Consider the following 23,275-nt stretch of genomic DNA (forward strand, 5'->3'; position numbering starts at 1 on the left):
AAGGTTTTTTATTTCATAAAAAAAGCGGAATGGTTATAATTTTTCATATGATTAATATAGTTTTATACCAACCTGAAATTAGTCCTAATACCGCTAATATCATTCGAACTTGTTTTAGTGCTGGTGCTAAATTGCACATTATTAAACCAATTGCTTTCGATTTACACCCACATTGAATGAAAAGAGCGGCAGCAGGAAGATTTTTAAGTGATATCGAGCACGAAATTCACAACTCATACCAAGATTTTTTAGCCAAATATGGCTCAAAAAATGTTTACTATGTAACTCGTTATGGATACACTACATATGCTGACATAGATTTTAAAACTGAATTTAAACAAAATGATGAAGTGTGAATTATGTTTGGTACTGAATCTACCGGGATACCAAAGAAAATTTTGCAAACTAATTTAGATAATTGCTTGCGTATTCCAATGACACCAGAAAGTCGTTCGATAAATTTAGCAAATAGTGTAATTGTTGTTTTATATGAGGTTTTAAGACAATTAGATTTTATGAACTTATCAAAATACGAAGTGCAAAAAGGAAAAGATTTTATCAAGGAGTAAAATGCCAAAACTTACTGTCGACCAAATTGTGAAAATGAAATTTAGTCCAGCAATTAACGGTTACAATGCTGATGAAGTTGATGAATTCATTGATCTTTTGATTGAAGATATTGTTGAATACATTGATGAAATTGAAAAATTGAAGGCAAGGTTAAAAAATGATTAATTGATTTCCAGGACACATGAAAAAGGCATTCGACCAAATCAAACAAAAAGAAAAGTTGTTTGATGTTTTTATTATTGTTTTGGATGCCCGTTGTCCAATTAGTTCTTACAATGCCGAATTTGATAAAATCTCACCACACAAAAAGCGGATTTTTGCTTTTACCAAAATTGATCTTGTAGATAAAAATCGTTTTAATCAAGTTGTTAAATCATTTAACAATCCCAACGATGAAATAGTTTTTTTAAATTTAAAAGACAATAATAAGTCTTACAATGCACTAACAAAAGTAATTAAAAAAATTTATACTCAAAAACAACAAAATACTAAAAAAGGTTTTAAAGTTCCACCATTAAAAATTGGAGTATTAGGAGTTCCAAATAGTGGCAAAAGTACGCTAATCAATATTTTAGCTAAATCTAAAGTAGCTAAAGTTGGTAATGAAGCAGGAATAACGCGGTCAGAGCAGTGAGTAAATTGTAATAACGAATTCATTGTTTTAGATACTCCTGGTTTGCTGTGACCTAAATTTGATGATCAAATGCAAGCTGTCAAATTAGCTGTCATCGGTTCAATAAAAAAAGAAGCATTAGACTTAAAAGATTTTTGTTATGAAGCATACAGGTTAGTTTCACAATATAAACCTCAAGCCTTAGAAGCTTTAGATTTAGAAGCATCGCAAGAAGATGAAATAATTTATAACAACATTATTCAACTTGCTAGACAGAAAAACTTTTTAGATAAAAACAAACAAGTTTTATTTACTGAAACTTATAATTTCTTAATTAATTATTTTAGAAATCTAAAAAACATTATTTACGACTAGGAGAAAGTATGGATTTTCGTGATTTTGTTGAATTTAAAGATAACAATAGACTACCAATACACGCAAAAGTTATCGATTCTGACTTGAGAATTGTTTTTTTAGGTGATTCAATTTCAGCTGGTTTTAACTCAAAATTTGGTTTTCAGTCTTGTGGTTATTTGGACAAAGAACAAAGAAAAGTTATAGGTTTAAGTTATCCTGCCTATTTAGTGCGGATGATAGAAGAAATTAGACCCCACTTTTTAAGTTCTTATGATAATTTTGGTTTTAGCGCAATAACAGCAGCTCAATATAGTGAGTTGCTAGATTTTAAGCGTGAAGTTTCAGTTTCATTGCAAAATGAAATGGATTTTATTCGTTCAATTAATGATAATGATCAAAACCCTTTTCAACATGAATTAAACCCTTACTTTAAAAACTTTAATTTCGGTAATGGTGATTTTGACATAATTAAGGCAAAAATTCAAAATGCTAATGTTGTTGTTGTAACCTTAGGAGCAAACGATTTTTTAGCTAAAATTCCTTGAAATTTATTACGTAATTTTTATGCTGTTAAAAATCTTTCACGTCGCGCCTTTGCTTTTTCGCAAGTTGTAGAACATTTACATATAACAAGTGAAAAAATTGTTAGTGATTTAGAGCAAGTAATTACTAAAATTAGAGCTTTAAATAGCGAAACAAACATAGTTTTAGTTGGTTATCCTTTACCTTTAATTCACTTTAAAAATGCTTTAGATGACACATTTTCAACCACTGATATCAGTTCTGAAAAAATGAGTGATATTATGTTGGGATATTTAAATGCCGCAATCAAAGAAGCTGCCAATAGAACTAACAATATGTATGTCGACAGTTTTGATCGCGATTTTTGAATCACTAACAAAAATTTCTTATATGAAAACATTTTAGACATTCATCCAACTGAAAAAGGGTACAAACATATGGCACAAAGTATTCTTTTAAAACTTGGATTAGATGACAATTATGTTTCAAAAGTCTATGGGGATGATTCTGATAATATTTTGAATTTTTTACCAAAATTCAATATCTACAAAAAAGATTTCAATAGTTATCGCAAAATTTTCAACCTTAAAGCCAATAGTTTAGGTTTAATATTGGCAGTTTTAGGTATGAATCGTGGAGATAAATTATTTTTAGACGATTACTATGAACAAGAAATCAAAAACTTAATGTTACCCAACTATCGCATTTCTGAAGCAACTAGAGCATTAGAAAAACATTTGCAAATGGGATTCGGAAGTACATTAACAAGATATATCGAGAAAAAGTTTGCTTCCGCACCACAAGAATATAAAACTAAACAAAATCTTTTAAATTTCTTAGAAGGTAAGAAATGAAGTCAGGAAATTTTTCTTACCTTACTTGAAAACAACCATGTCGATAATTTTATTTACACAGTTCAAACAAATTTAACAAAGAAAAATCAAATTGCTTGAACTGATATTATTGAGTCAAAAAATAATGTTATTAAGAGACAAAATTTAGTTTACCCAGTTGCTCAAAATTTACTAAAAGCAAAATTTATTAATGATTCAAAAGAAGAGTTATGAAATATTGTTTATGATTTTATGACTGAAATTTTGGCTACTCCGCTTCTGGAAACACTCATCAATCATAAATTGGATGAAAGATATAGTTACAGTCGTGATTATTTGGCGCAACTAGAAAGTTTTAAAGAATTTATTGATTTCTTATTCAATAACTTTATGTTAAATATCAAAAAATACTCAGAATTAAGATCTTTTGACGAGTTATGATACGTCTGATTAAAACAAAACCACTACAAAATCATTTTCTATTTTGACAAGATTCTAAAAGAAATCAGTTCAAAAGAAAACTTTGCCAAATCAATTCAGTTCATTAAATTAAATTTATTTTCAATTTACAAAATTAATTTTGAACTAAGCGAAAAAGAAAACGCAAAAATTGAAAGAGCAATTTCAAACTTGCTATATTTTGTTTCTGACAACAAGCCGAAACTGAACAAATTGTTAACAATGTTGTTGCAAGAAGCACAAACAATTTCAATTTATGATTATTTATTCAGTGCCGAAAAACAAAAACGTCGCAAGATGATTAAACGTAAATTCTTTGCCAAAGCTTATTTATATTCAAGAATTTTTGGAAAAATCTTTTATTCATCAAGTTCTATCCACTTAATCTTAACCAAAGCTAAAAAAGCACATAGTCAAGAAACTAAGAAAGGAAAATAATGCGTGTATATTCAAAAACAATGAATGTTTATAATGTCATTGAACTAAAAAACGGTTTAGGTTCACCACACTCACCACACATTGGTTGAGAAGAAGTAAAAGGTGCAAAATCTTATGCTATTAGTTTAATTGATCATGAAGCTAATGGGGTTGTGGGAATGTCATTTATTCACTGAATAGCATTCAATATTCACAATGACCATATATGTCGTAATTCAAGTATTTCGAAAGCAAATGAAATAGTGCAATTTGAAAATTCACTATCAAAAAATGTTAATGAAATTTTGTTACCAAGTCAATATTTAGATGATAATGCTTCACGTTATTACGGGCCTTGTCCTCCTGACCAAGATCATACTTATGAAGTGCGTGTTTATGCTTTAGATTTTGAAGATGTAAGCAAATTTGTTGATACATCAAAACCATTATTTTGAAACGATATGGAAGAAATAATTGCAAACCACGTTATTGATGAAGGGGTACTAACTTTTGCTTCGCAACAAGCATTAACTGATTCAGAAGGTAACTTATATGCCAATGAAAGTCAAACTCATGGAATGTTTTATGTCTTAAACGAAAACAAAGAAGTCGACGGCCTAAAAGTTACTATTCCTGCTTTGGAGCAAGATGATAAAAACATTCTTCACTTGCCCAAAAAATATTATTTTGATATCGACAGTGTGTCAAAACCAGACTTGAAGGTTTCAACTCCCTTAATAAAAATTAAAAACATTAAAAATGTTAAAGAATATGCAATTTTTATTTTCAATTCTTCGACAGCACAACAATGAGGATTAGTAAGTTGTGAGTTTGCATGTTTAGGTATCAAACCACAAAGTGGAGATTGAACAATTATTAAAGAAAACGACTTGACTAAAGATGAAGAACGGAGCGCTCGTCACTACATTAATAATTCATTTAGTCAGCAGTCGATTATGCCAGAAGAAATTAAAAAGTATTTCGTTAATCGTCAAAATAAGTGAAATGTTTTTAAAAACAAAAAGTCAAAAACAAAAAACAAGTTCCATTGAATGGTAGTTTACGCTTTAGATCAGAACATAACTGAGCGCCAAAAAGCTAACAACGTAGCGGAAGCCTATCGGTTAATTAAAAATAAAGTAATAGCCGAAAAAATTATTAAATTCAAACTTAAATAAAAATAATGGTGGGTTCAAAACCCACCATTTTTACTAAAAATACTCGAAAAGACTGATTATTTTGCATCTTTTTCGTATTTTTTAAAATTCTTAATTTCATGCCAAAGAAAATTTAAAAAATAATTTGAAAACAAAAAATAAAAATATGTCTATAATTATTTGCGAAAGGAAAAGTAAAATGACTACATTTAACTCATTACGCAAGTGTACATTTTATATGACATACATGTTTATTAACACATGTATTATTTTCTTTTCAAATTTTGATTTTATTATTAAGTGAATTATTATTAATAACCAAAAACTAAATTTGAAAGCAATCTAGCTTTTTGCCAAAACTTTAATTCGACAAAAGGCTAAGAAGTCCGTTTTTTTCACATAAATAAAGTCAAAATTAATTGTTATTCTTGTGGTTTATCCCAAAATTGAAACTATTTTTAATAATTTTAATTCTAAAAGCTAGCAATTAACTTTGTCGGTTAAGTGCTAGCTTTTATTTTTTAAAAGCAGCAAGAAATAACAAAATTATCTAAAAACAATTAAGGAGAAAAAAATGAAAAAACTTAAGTGACGTAAATCGCTTCTTCTCTCATCATTGACAGTTTTAGGATTAGGTGCCAGTGCTGTGCCATTTATCGCTGCTTCATGTGATGATACAAATAGTGGTGGTGGTACTGGTGGTGGTAAAACCGAAGGTGGAAGCCAAGATGGAAGTCAAAATTCACAAAACAGTGTTGAACCAAATATCGATGTAAATGATTCTTTATATAAATCTTATTCACCAGATTTACAAAGTTATTACAATGCTAAGATTTCAAAATCAAAAAGTGATGCTCTAAAATACTGACAAGGTAAACAAACAGTTGCAAGTCTTAAAAAATGATCAACAAGTTATAACACTGATGCTCCAAACCGTGCCTTCATATATGAAGGTTCAAGAGGATATGGTTCATTAGGAAATGCTGCAAGTCTTTCAGAAACATCAACATTATTGGTTCGTATGCAAGGTTTAAATCAAGCAACGTATGAAACAAAATTAGTGATTGACGATGGTAAACCAACTACTCAAATTTTGATTACTCGTCCTTCATACTGAAGATATACACTTGATGGTGCAAAGGCCATTTTAGTTACTAAAAACGATGGTTCAGTAGTTGTTTTCGACAATGATGAAGTAGATTCAATTGATAAACAAAAACCAGTAATGTTAGCAGATGGTATTCATTTTAGATACATGGATAACCAAGCAACTTCAAGTAATGATCGTTCAATTAACTCACAACACTTCAAAGATGTCTTAAAAGACGCAAAAAGTATGCAATTCGTTGTTCGTGAATATGCTTGAGTAGATGGTGATGGTAAAGATTCAGGAACTAAAACAAAAGCCGAAGACTACTATGTAAGTTTTGTTCGTACTGTTGCTAATTCAAAAGGGTTCAGACTAGAAAATGGTGGAACTGAAAGTTTAGACAAAATCATCAATGAAATCTCAACAAGAATGGGTTCTCCAGACATTTATGGTGAAAAATCAAAATATCCAAATGCTTACATCTACCAAGCCTTCGGAATCGACTTATCAGCACTATTGGATAAATCAAAAGCTATAACCAAAACACAAACATCTGAAGCTCAGTACAATAATTTAGATGCTTATACTTTTAGTCTTGTTGATGGAGCAACAGAGCCTAATTTCTATGGTTTATTTGAACAAGTTGCTAAATCATTTGAATGATCAGCGGCACCTAGTGACTGAATTAAACAAAATACCAATAATATTGATGCAAGTTCTCCATATTGAGGAAATCTTGAGAGTGATGAAAAAACTCAATTAGAAAGTGCACTAAAAGATTCTCAATACAATAGTCTTGCAAAAGAAGCAGGAATTTACTGATATGGAATTACTCCAAAAGCTACTTTATACTCAGGACGTTACTTACCAACAAAAACAATTAACTCAACTGAACTAAGAAAAAACCATTCATACTGAAATCAAAATTGAGTAAATTCAGGATTAACAATTGATACAATCGTTGAAAATTACAACTTAAGTCAAAACCCTGAAGCATTCAAAGTCCAACAATACAACCAATACAAAGAAGGAAGTACATCAGCAATTTCTTATTCCTCTTTAACATCGGCACAACAAAGTGAATTTACTAAAGACATTTGAGGTTACAGATATAACCAATCAAGAAACTTAAAAACATGAGTAGCTCGTGATCTTCTTTCTGCATTCCCAACTAATCTATCTTCTTTAGTAAAAGATTTAAAATCAGACAAAAAATACACTGATCAAGTGCCAGGATGACAAGCTAAATACCCTTACAATGATGCATATGCAAAATTAATGTACGGTGCTTCATTAGAAGATATTGCTAATGGAAATGTAAAAGATGTAACATCATTTATCGCTGGAAGTGGTTTAGAATTCAGAACATTAACTAATGCTGCTTTAAACTGAAGAAAAATAGCATTTACTGTAAGCCCTAATGCTCGTGAATGATTAGTTCGTTTTGCGCAAGATACACCTTTTGGTGGAACAAACCAAGCTGAATGAGCTGCTAAAGATGAAGTCACTCCACATGATAAATATAATGAAATTAACGCATTGTATGCAGTTGATAAAGACGGAAGCAAATTAGGTTTAAATGACAACAATTCTTCAATCACTCCAAAAGACAATGAAAATGCAATTCTAAAAGTTTCAGATGACTTAGATCAATACAAATCAGCTGCTTATGACAAAGTAAAAGTGGCAGTAAAAGCATTGTTGGACAAATTCTATGCAGAAAATAATCTATCAAATGATGTAAAAGTAAGTTGAGAATTAATTTATCCATATTCAAATATTTCGGCTAAAGACACTAAATTGTACGAAAATGTGCAAAAAACTTTGAACTCACTAGATTCTCGTTTAGATGTTAAATTCAATGCTACAATCGGAAACTGAACTGAAGTGCAATATCCAAAACTTGTAGCAGCAGGCCTTGACATTGTAGGATGAGGATACGACTACCAAACAATAGGTTCAGGATTTGACGCTTACTCATGAATGGGTTCATTGTTACCAACACTATATGAAATTGCAACTAAACCTGAATTACAAGCTAGCTTGCAAAAAGCATTCCCTCACTTAGTTGAACTATCAAAAGAATTGAAAAAATTCTATGATGACAATAAATCTAAATTCAGCAATCTTTTAGATGCAGATAAATGATGAAACACTGCGCTAAAAGAAGGAAGAGATTATTACTCAAAATTCGGTGACAATATTTGAACTTTCTCATACCAATTCTGACAAAATATTAACAGTACAAGTACAAATGAAAAATTACTAGCACTTGCAAATGAAGTGTCAGTATTCACTGGACCTTCACTTGATGGAAATATGGTAACAGCACGTTCAGCCTTTATTCCATACTTAGCATCAATTCAATATGACATTCCAAGAGTTGGGACAGACTACGTATACATTGCAGATTACAAACTAAATAAATAGAAAATGACTCGTTATATTTTAGAAAGAATAGGTTTTGCACTCTTAACCTTATTTCTAATTTCTTTAGTTTCGTATGTTTTAATGGCAGCTTTTTCACAAGAAAACCCATTTTTAACTTACGCTCAATCCAAAAACATTAGTCCAGTAGCTGACTATGTTAAAGCACAAGAAATTAAATATGGTTGAAACTTACCTATTATTGTTCGATTTTTCAAATATTTAGGGGGGATTTTTAAAGGTGATTGAGGTGCAATTTATAACCCTGATATAGCAACCAAGTTAGGAATGGAAAATAGTACAATTCCAAAACTATTCTTTGTTCCTTTAGTTTACTCGATCCGTATTTCATTACCAGCCTTTTTCATTAGTGCAATTATCGGAATAGGGTTAGGAACTTTATCAGGATACAAAAGAGGTACACTAACCGACAGTATCATCAATACTTTTGTACTTATCTTTATTGCATTGCCTTCATTCATCATCGCCCCACTAGCAATCAATTTAGCCGTTAAATTAGGTTTACCTTCACGGGTATTCTTAGAAAAGGACGGCTTTTCTCAGTCTAGACAGGTTTTGTCATATTTAACCCCAATCATCATTGTTATTCTAGGTTCACTAGCAACTTATACTTCATATACTCGAAATCAAATTATTACTGTTTTAACTTCAAACCATGTTTTAATCGCTAAAACTAAAGGTTTGAGTAATTGACAAATTTTCTGAAAACACGTTTTAAGAAATATTTCCATTCCGTTGTTTTCAATCATTTTTCCATCATATATTGGTTTATTAACTGGTTCGATTGTTATTGAAACGTACTGAAGCGTGCCAGGAACATCACAAGTTATTATTAACTCATTCCCTAAAGGTGAAATCAATATTGTGATGTTTAACATTGTATTCTTTACATTCTTATCAGTCTTTACTGAAATTATTGTTGATGTCAGTTATGTAGTTCTAGATCCAAGAATTAAATACGCATCAGCTTCAAAATACAACTATTTAGGTTACGTAAAATCTTGAAATGAAAGAAGAAGAATCTTCAAATCAATGCAATTAGAAATTAGCGAAGGAGGACAAAGTGAAAGCGGCAGAGTTTAATAAAAAATACAAACTGAGTAATGAATTAAACGAAAAAATTCATTTTGTTGACCCTAATAAACGTAAAATCATTTCAAATATTGCTGGTAAGCCCAAAAAAATCGTTATTGAAATCTTCAAACGTTTCTTCAAGAACCCTTATGTAGCGTTTTCATTCTTTATTTTTGTTGCTTTATTGTTGTGTGCTTTTATCATTCCAGCAACATCGCAATATCAAGCAAATAAACCAGTCACCGGTGATAACTTAGAATTTATTAAATTTTTACCACCTAACAACAGTCCGATAACAACTCGTAATGTTACTTTAACTCCAGGTTCAGGAGCAGAAGCAGTCAGTGATCAAGTTTTTGCTACTTACTTAAGAATTAAAGACTTAGTAAGCAAGGATGACACTCCAGAATATGTAAAAGATTATTTCCAAATCTTGTTAAATTCTTCATCATTTTCACAAATTGGAGAATCAGTTCAAGTTGCCTTTACTTACAATAGCTATCAAATGTATCAATCTTATGTTGTTTACGCAAAATTATTTGCTTATTTAAGTGAAAATAACAGCAATTTCCCAGCTCAAGATGTTTTCGCTTCTTGAATAAACTCAGCACCAAAAGTTAATTCGATTTTAGGAACTGATGTTTACGGAAGAGATGTTTGAACAGCTTCTTGATATGCAACTGCTGAATCAATCAAAATTGCTATTTTAACCGCTATCGTGCAAACCATTATTGGAGTATCAATTGGAGCTTATTTAGGTTTCAAAGCAGGAACAAGAATTGATACCATAACAATGCGGGTAATTGAAATTATTCTTTCACCACCTTCATTAATTTGAATGCTACTATTCGTATCAATTTTAGGAGTTAACAACTGAGCTTTAATCTTGTCACTAATCATTACCGGTTGAGCATGACCAGTTTCTTCAACAAGAATGTTTATTATTACTGTTAAAGATGAAGAATACATTACAGCTGCAAAAAGTATTGGTGCTTCGACCACAAGACAAGTATTCATTCATGCACTACCAGCAATCTTAGGAAAAATTGCTAACTCATTTGTTAAAAGAATTCCGTCAATCATCTTGTCTCTTGCTTCACTTGCCTTCTTAGGTTTCTACAAAGACAACAACAATGTTAACTTAGGACAATTATTAATTGATGCAACACCACAAATTTCAAATAACTTCTGAATCTTATTATTGCCTTCATTAATCCTTCTAACTCTATCACTTTCATTGCATTTCATTGCTATCGGAGTACACGATTCACTCGATCCGCGTATAATTAGTGCGAATAAAAAATAGAGGTTTTTATGTCAAAAAGTAAAAAAGTCGTTTTAGACGTTGAAAATTTATCAGTCAGTTTTCGCACTGGTAAGAAAAAAATCTTAAACATCATTCGCGGTGTTGATTTAAAAATTTATGAAGGACAAATTGTTGGATTAGTTGGTGAATCAGGTTCAGGAAAAAGTGTTACATCCAAAAGTTTAATTAATGTTAATGGTAAAACTATTTTTAAAGCTGACAAGGCAATGGTTGAAGATGTTGATTTATTGAGTCTAAAAAAAGATAAAAGTTGGCAAAAAGTGCGTGGTTCAAAAATTGGTTATATACCTCAAGACCCACTTACTTCGTTAAATCCAACTCGTAAAATCGGGAAACAATTACTTGATGCCTTAAATCACAATAGTGAGTGAAAAAAGGCTTCTTATGCTGCCAAAAAAGATTATTTAATTGGCTTGTTAAAAAAATTTGGTCTAAGAAATGCAGAAGAAATTTTCTACATGTATCCACACACATTAAGTGGGGGGATGAAACAAAGAATTGTTATCACAATGGTGGTTGCTTTAAAACCAAAAATTATTATTGCTGATGAGCCAACAACTGCTCTAGATCCTACTGTTCAGGCTTCAGTATTGGCATTATTTAATGACATTAATCGTGAGTTTGGAATATCAATTATTTTAATTAGTCACAACATTTCAGTAGTTGCTAAATTCTGTGATTACATTTACGTAATGTATGCTGGAAGAGTAGTTGAACGAGGAACTAAAAAAGAAATTTTCACTGACCCACGTCACCCATATACTTGAGCATTAATTAGCGCAGTACCAGAAAATAAAGAACAACGTCTTTACTCAATTAAAGGTACTCCACCTGATATGGCTAATTTATCGTTAGGTGATCCATTTGCACCACGTAATGACTATGCTTTAGAGATTGATTTTATTAAAGAACCACCTTTAATCGAAGTCAGTCCTACTCACTCAGCTGCGACTTGATTATTGCACCCAGATGCACCAAAAGTTGAGCTTAATCCTGATTTAGTAAAACGTTTAGAATCATTTAGAAAGGTTTTTGAAGATGAACAAAGATAAGCAAAAAGTTGTTTTAGAAATAGACAATCTAAAGAAATATTTTATTCATGGTTCAAACGTTAACAAAGCAGTAGATTCAGTATCTTTCAATGTCCATGAGTCAGAAATTGTTGGTTTAATTGGAGAGTCTGGTTCAGGTAAAACAACTGTTGGACGTTCATTAATGCGTCTGTATGATGATTACAACGGGTTCGTTCGTTTAGATGGAAGAATAGTTAGTGGTCGCAAAATTAGCCGTGATACTGAAAAATTTCTACGTCGTAATGTACAAATGATTTTCCAGGATCCACATGCTTCTCTAAATGGACAAAAAAACATTTTCTCAACACTAAAAGAACCACTTGTAGTAAATGGGATTATGCGTGAGAAAATGAAGGATCTATTCAGTGACTGAAGACACGTTAAGAAAAATTTCCGTTACACTTTTAAATCATTAGCACAAGAATATGAAATCATTAATTTAAGTTCATTCAATAATATTGCTAAAGATTTTGTTGTTGAGTGAGAAAATAAATTCAATAATTTAACTTTTGATAGCCAACTTTCAAATGAAGATAATTTCAATCAATACTTTGCATTTTTAGAAGAAAAGCAAAGCATGGAGACTGAAGTTATCAACACCATGTACTCAAATACAAACAAATTGATTGACTTTTATTACCAGAAACAAAAAGACTACCGTGAAGACAATATCGACTTAGATGAAATTGAATTACGCAATGCTTTAAAAAATTACAACAATGCTAAACTAGGTCTTCGTTACACAAACGAACAAGTTAAACTTTACCATGAGTATAAAAATGTTAGATCTCAGTATAAAGCACTCAAAAAAGAACACAGTGAGTTTTTAAAAGTTTCTAAAAATGCTTTTACAAATTATATTTATGAGTTCAAAAATGAAAAAAACATGCTAAAGAACTCACGTTTGCTTTCGACAAATTTAGATTTTTATATTTATAACCTACAAAGAGAATTAATTAATTCAAAAGCAAATGAATTTCTAAAAGAAGTGTATCCTGAACTGAAATATTTAGAGTTTGAACAAATCAAAGCTTTAATTAAACACTTGCGTGAATACATGGTTGGTTTTTATAGAATTAAACTGAATGTTGAATACTCAAAACAAGCAAAACAATTGTTACAAGAAACTATTGATTCTGAGTTTAATTTCAATATCGATGAGTATCTAAAACAGTCAAAAACCAATAAAGCTAACTTTGATAAAAGATTTAAAGATATCGAAAGCCAAATTGCTTTCTACATTGAAAATTTGGCACCTAAAACTGTTGATAAAGCACAAGCTAAACAAGATTTAAATAAAGCAAAACAAAGACTTTCACTGGCTGAAGATAGCTATCAAAAACGTTATATTCAACATGTTAGTGAAAGAAAAGAATTAATTGCAGCAACTGAGGCCAAAATTGTTGAAATTAATGAAACTTACTATGCTTTAAGAAAACAAATTAAAGAATTAGTTAAAAGATTTAAATCAGTGCACAAAAATTTCATTCAATATCTAAAAAATCAAGAAGTTGCTAGCGAAAAAGTAGCTAAAAAACAACAAAAATATGAAATTATTTCTTTCAATACAGTTGTTAACGCTAAATTAGAAACTCAAAAATCATTTGCTATTGAGTATCGCTACTTGGTTAAAGATATTCACAACATTGACTTACTACTAGGAATAAACCATAATTTAGTAGACATCATTTTCAAAGACAAATATCCAAAATTGCGTTTTATCTATTCAAATTACATTTTTGCTCCTTTTGCTTGAATTAGATTAAAGAATCTTTTCTATAAAACAATAATTTACAAAGCTTTAGAAGATGTTGGTTTATTAAAACAATTTGCATATCGTTATCCACATGAATTTAGTGGTGGGCAAAGACAAAGAATCGTTATTGCGCGGGCATTGATTACTCAACCAAAAGTAATTATTGCTGATGAACCAATTGCTTCACTTGATATTTCAATTCAGGCTCAAGTTGTTAACTTGTTAAAAGATTTATGTAAAGAAAAAAACATTGGACTAATATTTATCGCTCACGACTTGTCAATGATTGAATACATTGCTGATAAAGTGCAAATTATGCACCTTGGTAAAATTGTTGAATCAGGTGACACTGAACAAATTTATGCTCACCCAGTGCACCCTTACACAATCAATTTATTCAAAGCGATTCCAAAAATTTCCAATGCAAATGAAAAATTTGAAAATGTTAGTTTTGAACTAAATTACTTAGAACAACAAAAATTCCCTAATGTTCCGAAAACTTGACAAATTGGTCAAAATCACTTCGTTTACGGAACTAATCAACAAGTTCATGAGTGAACTAAAGAAATTAGTGATGTTAAAACTTTAAAACTAAATAGTGATGATGATAGTTATTTTGAAGAATTAATTTTAAGCAACGAAGAAAAGAACAATGACAAATAAAGAAAGATTAACTTTTAAGCAACGATTTTCAAGTTATGTAAAAAGAGGTTTCAACACTGGAACAATCATCTTTTTAGTTGTCAATATAATAGTTTTTTTGACTTTCTTTTTAATATTATTTTTTCGTTACCGTGCTCAGGCTGAACAAAACAAAATCGCTTTAACAACACTAAAGATTTGTGATGCATTAACGGTAGCTAATATTATGGTTTTTTCATTAAATATTCTTGCCTTGATTGTTAGAAGAGGATTTGGAAGAGGAATTATTCGTTTTTTCCGACAAACCTTTAATGGTATGAAATATTACAAAGACGATGATACATTTCGCAAATCACAACAAAGAAAACATAATAATAGCTTTAATGATGATTATTATGATGCCTTACGAAATCAGAAAAACCAGCAACCAAAAGAAATTAGTTCTAAAGATCCCATTAGTTGAAAAAGTTCATCTTTTATATTCATATTTCTTATCTTGTTAACTATTATTTTACAAATCATTTTAATACCTTTTATGGTTAGATAATTTTGTTCCTGACTAGGGTCGAATAATCAGACTCTAGTCAGTTTTTTTATCTTCGAAAGGTGTTAAGTAAAATTGCTTGACACCTTAACAAAATATGCTATAATTTGTTTTATTAAAAACACATCACATTATTATGAAAGGAAAATGCTATGGTTAAATTAAGACTAAAACGTAATGGAAAAAAATTCCAAGCTATTTATAAAATTGTTGCTGCCGATGCTCGTTCACCACGTGATGGACGTTTCATCGAAGAAGTAGGTTTTTACAACCCTCACTCAAAAGAAGTAGTATTAAACAAAGAATCTCTAACTAAATGATTAAACCAAGGTGCTCAACCAACTGACACTGTTAGAAAACTTCTAAAACACGACAATTTCTACGCTGAATACACAAAAAACCGTAAATAATCAGTATGAAAATTAATATTTTGACTTTGTTTCCGAAATTTTTCGAAAATTTCGTTCAAGAATCAATTATTGCAAGAGCAATCAAATTGGGTCACTTGGAAATCAATATTATTGACTGAAGACAATTTTCAAAAGATAAACACCAAAAAGTAGACGATGAAGTTTATGGCGGTGGCCAAGGGATGTTGTTGCAAGTGGAACCATTAGATTTAGCGTTGCAAACAGTTGGTGGTAAAAAGATTCTTCTTTCACCACAAGGAAAAGTTTTCAATCAACAAAAAGCTCGTGAATTTGCTAAAGAAAATGAAATAACACTAATTGCCGGACATTATGAAGGTTTTGATGAAAGAATTCTAAATTTTGTCGACGAAGAATTAAGTATTGGTGATTATGTATTAACTGGTGGCGAAATTCCGGCTATGATTGTGGCGGATGCTATTGCTAGACTTGCACCGGGAGTTATTAGAAAATCATCACATTTAGAAGAAAGTTTCGAAGGTGATGGCTTGCTAGATTATCCACAATACACAAGACCAAGAGTTTACAAAGGTTTTGAAGTACCAGAAGTACTGTTAAGTGGTGACCATAAAAAAATTGAAGCTTGAAGACAAAAAGCAAAATATGAAAAAACATTAAAAAATCGTCCAGATATAATTGAAAGGTTAAAAAATGAGTAGAGCAAAATTATTAGAAATTGTTGAACAAAAACAATTAAGAAGCGACTTACCAGAAATTAGAGAAGGATACAATGTTCGTGTTCACGTTCGTATTAAAGAGGGAGACAAAGAAAGAATTCAAGCTTTTGAAGGTCTAGTTATTGCTTTAAGCGGAACAGGAACAGCTAAAACATTTACAGTTCGTAAAAACTCATACGGAATTGGTGTTGAACGTGTATTCAACTACAACTCACCTCTAATTAGCCACGTTGAAGTGCTACGTAAAAACAAAGTTAGAAGAGCAAAACTATACTACATGAGAGAACTTAAAGGTAAAGCAGCAAGACTTAAAGAACTTAAAAACACAAAATAATCGTGAGTGTTTTTGATTGCAAATCAAGCAAAGCCACTGTGCTTTGCTTTTTTATTTAGAGGGCAAATAAAAAGTCGCAAGCGCGACTAAATTTACAAAAAGACACAAAAACAACCAAAAAAGACTGCTAAATTATCTTCTCTTGTGAAATTAATCCATTTTTTGATAGGTAGTCATTTCTTTTTGATATGAATTTCTTAAGCTCATTATTAAGTTTGCTATGTTCTATTTGCTTGTAAGGCTCTAAGTATGTTGCTATACGTTCATTTTTAGCTATAGTGTCATCTAGTATTACTTGATTGCCATTTTCAGCATCGAATGTAAATTTATATCCGTCAAACATTTTATGAACAGTAGCATCTAGATTAAGAAAGTTATATTTGTTTGATATATCAGATAAAATGTTATTAATTTCTTTTTCTAACTTACTCCTTTTTCAGCTAGTGTTTTGATGTGCGTATTCAATAGCATCTCTTTTGATTCAACTAACATTATAGATGTGTGCTTTTTCAATAGCTTCTACAGCAAAATTTTCAAATACAAGTCACTCTGATGTTTTGTCTCTATATTGTGCTCTTTGTTTTTTTGCTTCATCTTTAATGTATTGAATGAATCAATAGTACTTTTCACTCTTTTTTAAAGTCTTTTCACGTAACATTTTAATTTCTATGTCTTTTTGGTTTTTTAGTGATTTATCATACTTATTCAATAGTTTTATCAAGTTGTACAAAAATTCACAATCGGATTTAATGTATTCTAAAAAATCATTGAAAGATTCAACATTATTTTCTCTAGTATTAATTGTTAAAAATTCATTTAAATTTTGGTACTTAAAGTCATCGGTATCCAGAAAAATTGAGTCAAAAGCTAATGCTGGATTGATTATTGTGAAGTTATCTTTTTTACTTGGGAGACTTACAATTTCAGAAGAAGATGGATTTGTAACAGAACCCCCAGGATTATTTCCTTTAAACAGGTAAATTAGACCCTTCAAAGTGCAACCACCTTCAAAATAATTGTTGTTAACATAGTATTCAAGCGATTTTAACTGCTTGTCATCAAGAGTCTTGATGAGCTTGGCTTTTCTGTCAGGTCTTTCTTGAATTTTGAAGCCAAGTCTTTCTTCTAATAGTTGTTTTCTGTGTCTGAAATTCTTAGGATTAGTTTTGAAGTGAGAAGGAGTTGTATACAAGTCAATTTGAGCTTCTAGAAAGTTAGCATATCATGTCTTGATATAAAGAAACTTAGTGTCAAAAACAATATATAAATCGAACAGAACTTTTTCGCCTCTACTTCTTTTATTAATGTATGACTTAGAACACAAAGGGATTTTAAAGATTCTAGTGTTTTTGTCTATTTTAAACATTTTAGTATTTGGCTAAAAAGTTGTTCTAAAACTTCAACACAAATTGAATTTCCACATGTGTAAATCATTTTTGTTTCAGAAACTAAATCACTGCTTTTTACTATTTGTCAGTCACGCTTTTCGAATCCCATATACTCGTAAGCTTCCTGAGAGTTAATTACCTTAAGAATTTTAGATCTTTCAAAATAGAATTTTAATCTAGCATTAGCACCAGAAGCAGTCAATGTAGGTCCTTTATTAATTGGCTTATAAACGTATGATTCTGAGTTAAATTCAGTGTAATTTAGTAGTCTTGCCTTAGTTATATTGTTGGCTGTTGTTACAAAATCAGTCATTTCATATTTTTGTGCTAAATTAAGGCGTTTATCATTGCTCTTGACTGCGCGAATGATATCTTTTAAACTTTTACCATTTTCAACTTTTTGAGGAAATTCAAATTCTTCTGATAATTTATCTTTCAGGATTGAAATAGCAAAAACTCTTTCACGATTTTGAGCACTACCCATATCAGCGGCATTAATTACTTTTCAATAACTTTTATAACCTAATTTCTTGAGTGTGTTCAGTCAATCTTCAAATTGGTGAATAAATTTTTGTGAAGCTAGCGCTTTAACATTTTCAAGTACTAACACTTTTGGTAAACGATCCTTATTTTGTTTTAAAATTCGTTCGACCTGGTATAACAGACCACTACGAGTTTCCTTAGTTAAACCTCGTTGTTTACCTTGCTGGCTCAAGTCCTGACAAGGAAATGAATAAGTGAAAATGTCAATTCCTTCCGGTAAGGTTTGAAATTTCGAAATATCAGTGTTACTACTTGCTCGTTTGTCTTTTTTGAAACCATATTTTTGATGAAAGTAATCATTGTTAACATACGAATATAAGTAAGGAAAAATTGATGCCAACTTTTGTTCATTCATTTTCATAAAATAATTATTACCAACTTGCTTTTTGCTATCGGCACTAAAAGTATATTGTGCTAAAAGATTAGCCATTTGCTCGTGGCTATATTTTGTTTCTTTTTTTAGTTTTCCATAATGAATTAGTTGATATGAAATAATAGCATCAATGTATCAATCGATTGTTCCTAAATTGATTACTCTATATTTAGATTGCCTTTCAGAGAGAGAAAGAAAGAAAGAGAGAGAGAGAGACGCTCAAGCGCTCTATATTGGCTTCCTATTCCAGCGAAAGCCTCAAATAGTGTAATTTCCTTTTTCATGTCTAAAGTATTATAACGAAACGATATACAAAAACAACGATACCCGGCGTTCGAAATTGACAACTAATTATCATTTTTAACATCATAAGTAAAACAACACAAAAAATGTTTTTGACTTTATAATTTTAGTAATTCTAAGGAGGTATGTATGAATGAAAAAAATGAACTAATTATGACAATTGATAAATCATACATAAATAATGAAAAAGACGGTTTTATTTTAATTGTTGAAAATAACAAATTAATTGCTTATCGTCAAAAAATTCCTTTTAAATTCCGTTTAGTTTTAAATGATATTGATGAAGTGGTTCAATCAGTTTTTGTAACTAATAAATACTTAGTTAGCGTCGAGATGAATAATGTTAAAACTATTGGTACAAGAGCTTTTTATCAATGTATTAATTTACAAGAAGTTAAAATGAAAAATTTACAAGAAATTGGTGTTGCTGTCTTTGAAGGTTGTGTCAGTTTGAAAGATGTTGAGATGCCAAGTATTAAGAAAATTCATGCTTCAGGGCTTTCTTACACTACACTTGAAAAACTTGATGCCCCTGCTCTTGAATACATTGATTTTTGTGCCCTTGCATATTGTTACAAATTACAAGAAATCAATGCTCCTAACTTAAAACACATCGCTCCATATTCTTTATTTGAAACAAAAACATTATCAACCATTAATCTTGAAAATGTTGATTTTGTAGGTGAGTATGCTTTCGAAAACTCAAGCCTAGCACAAGCTAAATTTCCTAACATCAGTTATGTTGCTAAAAATGCTTTTACTGGTGCAAAATTCTTTAATGACAACAAATTAGACACTAAAAGCTTATTAATTTACGACAATATTTTAGTTGAATCAAAACAAGAAGTAAGTGAGTTAATCTTAGGTTCTAACATTCGTCTTATTGCACAAAAAGCCTTTTATTTCGACAATAAAATAAATAAAATTAGTGCTGAAAATGTACTTTTTGTAAACGATTTAGCCTTTGCAAATTCTTCAATTTCAAAAATCAAAATGCCAAAAGCAAAGTGACAAAAATCCAGTCTTTTTGAAGCAAGAAAATTGAATTTTTTAACTCGTTTAAAATTCAAATTTAAAGACGCAAAAGTGTTTGAAAAACCAGAAAATTAAACCAAAAAAAGACTGAATTTTTTCAGTCAAAAAAACCGGTCAAAAAACTCAAAAAAACAGTATTTTTCCGCATTACGAGCAATATTGCTCGCATTTTTTTTTTTTTTGCAAAGCCGACAAATTTATTTAAATTTGTAGTAAGATTTTTAGAAATCTTGTTTTTACAAAACAACAAATTAAGGAAGTGATTTTTTATGGAACAAAGAACAAGCCAGGAAGTTGCTAAAAGCAACTCAGAAAGCAAAAATAAAGAAAAAAAGCCAATGACTAAGGGGCAAAAAATTTGACTAGCGATAGCAATCATTTTGACTTTGCTTCTGCTTTTGATTTTGTGTGTTGAAATCGCTTATCTAGCAGACTTTATTCGTTTCAACAACACTGATGCAAATGGTTTGCTTTTAACTAAAGCACAAAGAGTAAATGGAATTTTTGGATTTTTTAAAAATAACTAATCATCAAAACTAAGGAGAACAAGTATGAAAAACAAATTATTAAATTCAATGATAGCCTTGGGTACTGGAACTGCAGCTGCTGTTGGTCTTACTACTGCACTTCTTTTGGTAAAACAAAGTTCTGTTGAAGAAGTTAATTATGCAAAGAATAACAACATTTACCAAGCAATGGAAGATGAAATTAAGAAAACTCAAGTCGAGTTGGCTGAAAACAAAAATCTAAGTGATGACAACAAGCAAAAAATTAGTGACTTAGTACAAAGAGCATCAGAATTTGTAAAACAGAAAGATTCTGATGTTGCGCAAATGTATCGTCTTAAAAATGAATTATCTCAGTCAGTAAAAAAAGCAAAATTTGAATCTGTTGTTGCTAATAAAGAAGCTACAAAAGAACAAATTCAAGCATCATTAGACGAATTAGCATCACTAGTTAAAGATAATGAATTAAAGGCAAAAGTTACATCACTTTATGACAATGTAAAAAATAATGACGCTAATGATTTTGATTTTGACAATTTCTATGCCAATTATGATGCATTGCTGCAAAAAAAGTAACGAATTTTCAGAGCAATTAGAACAACAATTTTATGAACTAATTGAAAAAGATATTTACAACGATAATTTCTTCAAAAACTCAACTGACAAAAATAATGTTTTCCAAGCTCTAGACACAATTAAAAATGAAATGGCTAACCCAAATACTAGCCGTGACTTTGCACAAACTTTAAACAACATTTTCAACCAAGTTCTAAGAAATGCAGCAAGCAGTACTCAGGATGCTTTAAACACTTTATCAAAAGAAAACATTGACTCAATCAATACTAAATTTGATGCATTAGTTAAAGAAATTCAAAGTGCACAATTAGACGAAGCAACAAAAGACTCGTACATTAAACAAGCTTCAAGCTTCAAGCAAGCAATATTTGATTCATATGCCAAAATTCCTGCTAACAACTTAACAGTTAAAGAAGATATTAATGACTTTATTGACACAAGTTTTTCAAAAATCAGTGCTAATTTCTTGTCACAAAATGATTTAAAACAAGCCATTAAAACTCTACAACAATATTTTGCTAACAACGCTCAAAACTATGGAATCTTAACAAATTGAGTAAATGACAACATTGTCAATGTAGACATACAAAATCCAAGTGTGCAACTTTATAACCAATTGCAAGACAAAAAAGTTTTATTCAATCTTGCTTGACGTTACACACAAAAACTTCATGAAGTCTTAGAAAACGCTAAAGATACTAATTTAATCACTTTAGAAGATTTTGAAAAACTTGTAAATGACCAATTACTAAAAACCAATGTTGATAATATTGGTGATTTTATTACTAGCCTTTCAAATGTGTACAATAATTTAATCAGCACTATTGCTTATAATCAACAACTAGTAAATGAAATCAAAAAATTACAAGATCAAGTAAAAACATCAATCAAAAACGAAGAATTCACTGGCTTAAATGTTGAAGATAAGCAAAAACTTACTTCATTAGATAATTCAATTACAAACCACTTGTCTGTTCCACAAACTATTGAAGCGAATACCAAATTTTTAGCAAGTGCAATTGAATCATTGCGCGCTATTAACAAAGATGAAATCAAAAACTTGGTGCTAAATTTAAAAGCTATTCAAAACGATATTCCTGACGTTTCAATAAAACAAAATGTTCAGACTTTTGTTAATAAATGAGAGTTAAATGATATTTATTTAGTTACAAGTCTTTACGATGGTGCTACTCGTCAAGAAATGCAAAATGATATTAATTGAGCGCAAGAAACTTTATTAAACCAAGAAGCTGCTATTAGTAGTGCGAAAGTACAAAAACAAGTTGAAGATGCCAAAAAGATAGTTAATGATAAATTTGGTGACAATTCAAATGGTGGCAAAGAAAAATTACTTAACTTATTAGATGCTTTAAAAGCAAAAGCAGATTTAATTTCAAAAAATAACGATTTAACTTTAGAGCAAAAAGAAGAACAACTAAAAGCTATTGAAAAACAAATAGAATCAGTAACTACCAATCTTGATAAATACAAAACACTTGATGATTTGTTAAAACAAGCAAATGATTTAGTTGACAAATACAATCAAAATCCCGATCCTAAATTTAGTCAGGATATTAAAAATATCAAACAAATCATCAAACAAGCTGACGAATAATTCAGTAATCCACAAAACACTGATAAAACCATAGATTCAATTCAAAAAGCATTAGATGATGCAATCAAAAACACTGAAACAAAACAAAACAAAACCAAACCAAAGCAAATGAAATTTTTGATTCTAATTTAAAAGCAATTGTTGATGCTTTTAAAAATGCGCATGAAATTTCACAAACTCACGCAGTCGAACAATCATTTTTAAATAAACTTGACAAACTATCTCAAGATTATTCAAATGCTGAAAACGAAGAACAAAGAAACAATGTAAAAGCACAAATCGAAAAATTAAGTCAAAATGCTCCAAGTGGTGCAAGTTTAGAAATTTCACTAGCAAAATTACAACAAAGTTACGAACAAGCATCAATCAAGAAAGTTGACTTAGATAACACTGATAGCCATAAAGATTTTGATCAAGCATACCAAAAAGCAAAAGCACTTTTAGATCAGTACAACAAACCAGAAGCTTTTAATCAAAAAGAGGTTAGTGAACAAAAACAATACCAAGAAGTACAACAACAACTTGATGAAAGCAATAATGAACTTAACAAACAATTATCACTAGCTCTTCTTGATAAAAGCGGAAGAGATCTAAGTGATGCACTATATGAAGAAG

The 23,275-nt window shown here is 30.2% G+C and carries 20 protein-coding genes; 18 read left to right on the forward strand and 2 right to left on the reverse strand.

The features are described from left to right. The first annotated feature begins 47 nt into the window (after positions 1–47). The 14 genes from ACWXVT_RS01925 to rplS all read left to right on the forward strand — a co-directional run bounded on the left by ACWXVT_RS01925 (position 48) and on the right by rplS (position 16,321). Entirely contained in the window at positions 48–569 is a 522-nt protein-coding gene (locus ACWXVT_RS01925) for a TrmH family RNA methyltransferase (protein ID WP_438341248.1), read from the forward strand. Position 570: 1 nt separating this feature from the next. Next, a complete protein-coding gene (locus ACWXVT_RS01930; protein ID WP_438341247.1) occupies positions 571–735 on the forward strand; it encodes a DivIVA domain-containing protein in 165 nt (54 codons plus the stop codon). Then, positions 728–1,558 carry a ribosome biogenesis GTPase YlqF gene (ylqF, locus tag ACWXVT_RS01935; protein WP_438341246.1) on the forward strand — a complete coding sequence of 277 codons (831 nt, stop codon included), beginning with the start codon at positions 728–730 and terminating at the stop codon, positions 1,556–1,558. The genes ACWXVT_RS01930 and ylqF overlap by 8 nt, the downstream gene beginning before the upstream one ends. 8 nt (positions 1,559–1,566) lie before the next feature. Further along, entirely contained in the window at positions 1,567–3,792 is a 2,226-nt protein-coding gene (locus ACWXVT_RS01940) for an SGNH/GDSL hydrolase family protein (RefSeq protein ID WP_455967853.1), read from the forward strand. After that, positions 3,792–4,949: a YbhB/YbcL family Raf kinase inhibitor-like protein gene (locus ACWXVT_RS01945; RefSeq protein WP_455967854.1), complete on the forward strand. Its 1,158-nt coding sequence runs from the start codon at positions 3,792–3,794 to the stop codon at positions 4,947–4,949. Before ACWXVT_RS01940 ends, ACWXVT_RS01945 begins: the two co-directional genes overlap by 1 nt. A gap of 553 nt (positions 4,950–5,502) precedes the next feature. Beyond that, the gene (locus tag ACWXVT_RS01950; RefSeq protein ID WP_455967856.1) at positions 5,503–8,448 is read left to right on the forward strand and encodes an OppA family ABC transporter substrate-binding lipoprotein; all 2,946 of its coding nucleotides are present in this window, start codon (positions 5,503–5,505) and stop codon (positions 8,446–8,448) included. A 3-nt stretch (positions 8,449–8,451) separates the two neighbouring features. After that, positions 8,452–9,549 carry an ABC transporter permease gene (locus ACWXVT_RS01955; RefSeq protein WP_455967857.1) on the forward strand — a complete coding sequence of 366 codons (1,098 nt, stop codon included), beginning with the start codon at positions 8,452–8,454 and terminating at the stop codon, positions 9,547–9,549. Then, the gene (locus ACWXVT_RS01960; RefSeq protein ID WP_455967859.1) at positions 9,530–10,846 is read left to right on the forward strand and encodes an ABC transporter permease; all 1,317 of its coding nucleotides are present in this window, start codon (positions 9,530–9,532) and stop codon (positions 10,844–10,846) included. The genes ACWXVT_RS01955 and ACWXVT_RS01960 overlap by 20 nt, the downstream gene beginning before the upstream one ends. Before the next feature lie 8 nt (positions 10,847–10,854). Further along, entirely contained in the window at positions 10,855–11,919 is a 1,065-nt protein-coding gene (locus ACWXVT_RS01965) for an ABC transporter ATP-binding protein (protein ID WP_455967860.1), read from the forward strand. Next, positions 11,906–14,359, forward strand: a complete 2,454-nt coding sequence (locus ACWXVT_RS01970) for an ATP-binding cassette domain-containing protein (protein ID WP_455967861.1) — start codon at positions 11,906–11,908, stop codon at positions 14,357–14,359. Before ACWXVT_RS01965 ends, ACWXVT_RS01970 begins: the two co-directional genes overlap by 14 nt. Further along, the gene (locus tag ACWXVT_RS01975) at positions 14,349–14,885 is read left to right on the forward strand and encodes a hypothetical protein (protein ID WP_438341791.1); all 537 of its coding nucleotides are present in this window, start codon (positions 14,349–14,351) and stop codon (positions 14,883–14,885) included. Before ACWXVT_RS01970 ends, ACWXVT_RS01975 begins: the two co-directional genes overlap by 11 nt. A gap of 149 nt (positions 14,886–15,034) precedes the next feature. Then, complete coding sequence (gene rpsP / locus ACWXVT_RS01980; RefSeq protein ID WP_438341790.1) at positions 15,035–15,292, forward strand: 30S ribosomal protein S16; 258 nt, start codon at positions 15,035–15,037, stop codon at positions 15,290–15,292. Between the two features lie 5 nt (positions 15,293–15,297). Next, positions 15,298–15,969 carry a tRNA (guanosine(37)-N1)-methyltransferase TrmD gene (gene trmD / locus ACWXVT_RS01985; protein ID WP_438341789.1) on the forward strand — a complete coding sequence of 224 codons (672 nt, stop codon included), beginning with the start codon at positions 15,298–15,300 and terminating at the stop codon, positions 15,967–15,969. Beyond that, positions 15,962–16,321: a 50S ribosomal protein L19 gene (gene rplS, locus ACWXVT_RS01990; protein WP_455967863.1), complete on the forward strand. Its 360-nt coding sequence runs from the start codon at positions 15,962–15,964 to the stop codon at positions 16,319–16,321. Before trmD ends, rplS begins: the two co-directional genes overlap by 8 nt. Positions 16,322–16,448: 127 nt before the next feature. On the opposite strand, the gene ACWXVT_RS01995 is transcribed toward rplS, so the two are convergent. Both ACWXVT_RS01995 and dcm_N read right to left on the reverse strand, forming a co-directional pair. After that, entirely contained in the window at positions 16,449–17,687 is a 1,239-nt protein-coding gene (locus tag ACWXVT_RS01995) for an MAG4270 family putative restriction endonuclease (RefSeq protein ID WP_455967865.1), read from the reverse strand. Next, positions 17,675–18,784, reverse strand: coding sequence for a DNA (cytosine-5-)-methyltransferase N-terminal subunit (gene dcm_N, locus ACWXVT_RS02000; RefSeq protein ID WP_455968060.1), 1,110 nt, complete (start codon positions 18,782–18,784; stop codon positions 17,675–17,677). Before dcm_N ends, ACWXVT_RS01995 begins: the two co-directional genes overlap by 13 nt. A gap of 273 nt (positions 18,785–19,057) precedes the next feature. Here dcm_N and ACWXVT_RS02005 point away from each other — a divergent pair, with 273 nt between their 5' ends. The 4 genes from ACWXVT_RS02005 to ACWXVT_RS02020 all read left to right on the forward strand — a co-directional run bounded on the left by ACWXVT_RS02005 (position 19,058) and on the right by ACWXVT_RS02020 (position 22,660). Beyond that, the gene (locus tag ACWXVT_RS02005; protein WP_455967866.1) at positions 19,058–20,038 is read left to right on the forward strand and encodes a leucine-rich repeat protein; all 981 of its coding nucleotides are present in this window, start codon (positions 19,058–19,060) and stop codon (positions 20,036–20,038) included. Between the two features lie 194 nt (positions 20,039–20,232). Then, positions 20,233–20,490 (forward strand): hypothetical protein, encoded by a 258-nt coding sequence (locus ACWXVT_RS02010; protein ID WP_438341782.1) that lies wholly within the window; start codon positions 20,233–20,235, stop codon positions 20,488–20,490. Positions 20,491–20,514: 24 nt separating this feature from the next. After that, positions 20,515–21,045, forward strand: coding sequence for a hypothetical protein (locus ACWXVT_RS02015; protein WP_455967868.1), 531 nt, complete (start codon positions 20,515–20,517; stop codon positions 21,043–21,045). Beyond that, positions 21,020–22,660: a hypothetical protein gene (locus tag ACWXVT_RS02020; protein ID WP_455967870.1), complete on the forward strand. Its 1,641-nt coding sequence runs from the start codon at positions 21,020–21,022 to the stop codon at positions 22,658–22,660. Before ACWXVT_RS02015 ends, ACWXVT_RS02020 begins: the two co-directional genes overlap by 26 nt. Positions 22,661–23,275: the final 615 nt, after the last annotated feature.

The sequence above is a fragment of the Mycoplasma sp. 1573 genome, assembly GCF_053851775.1.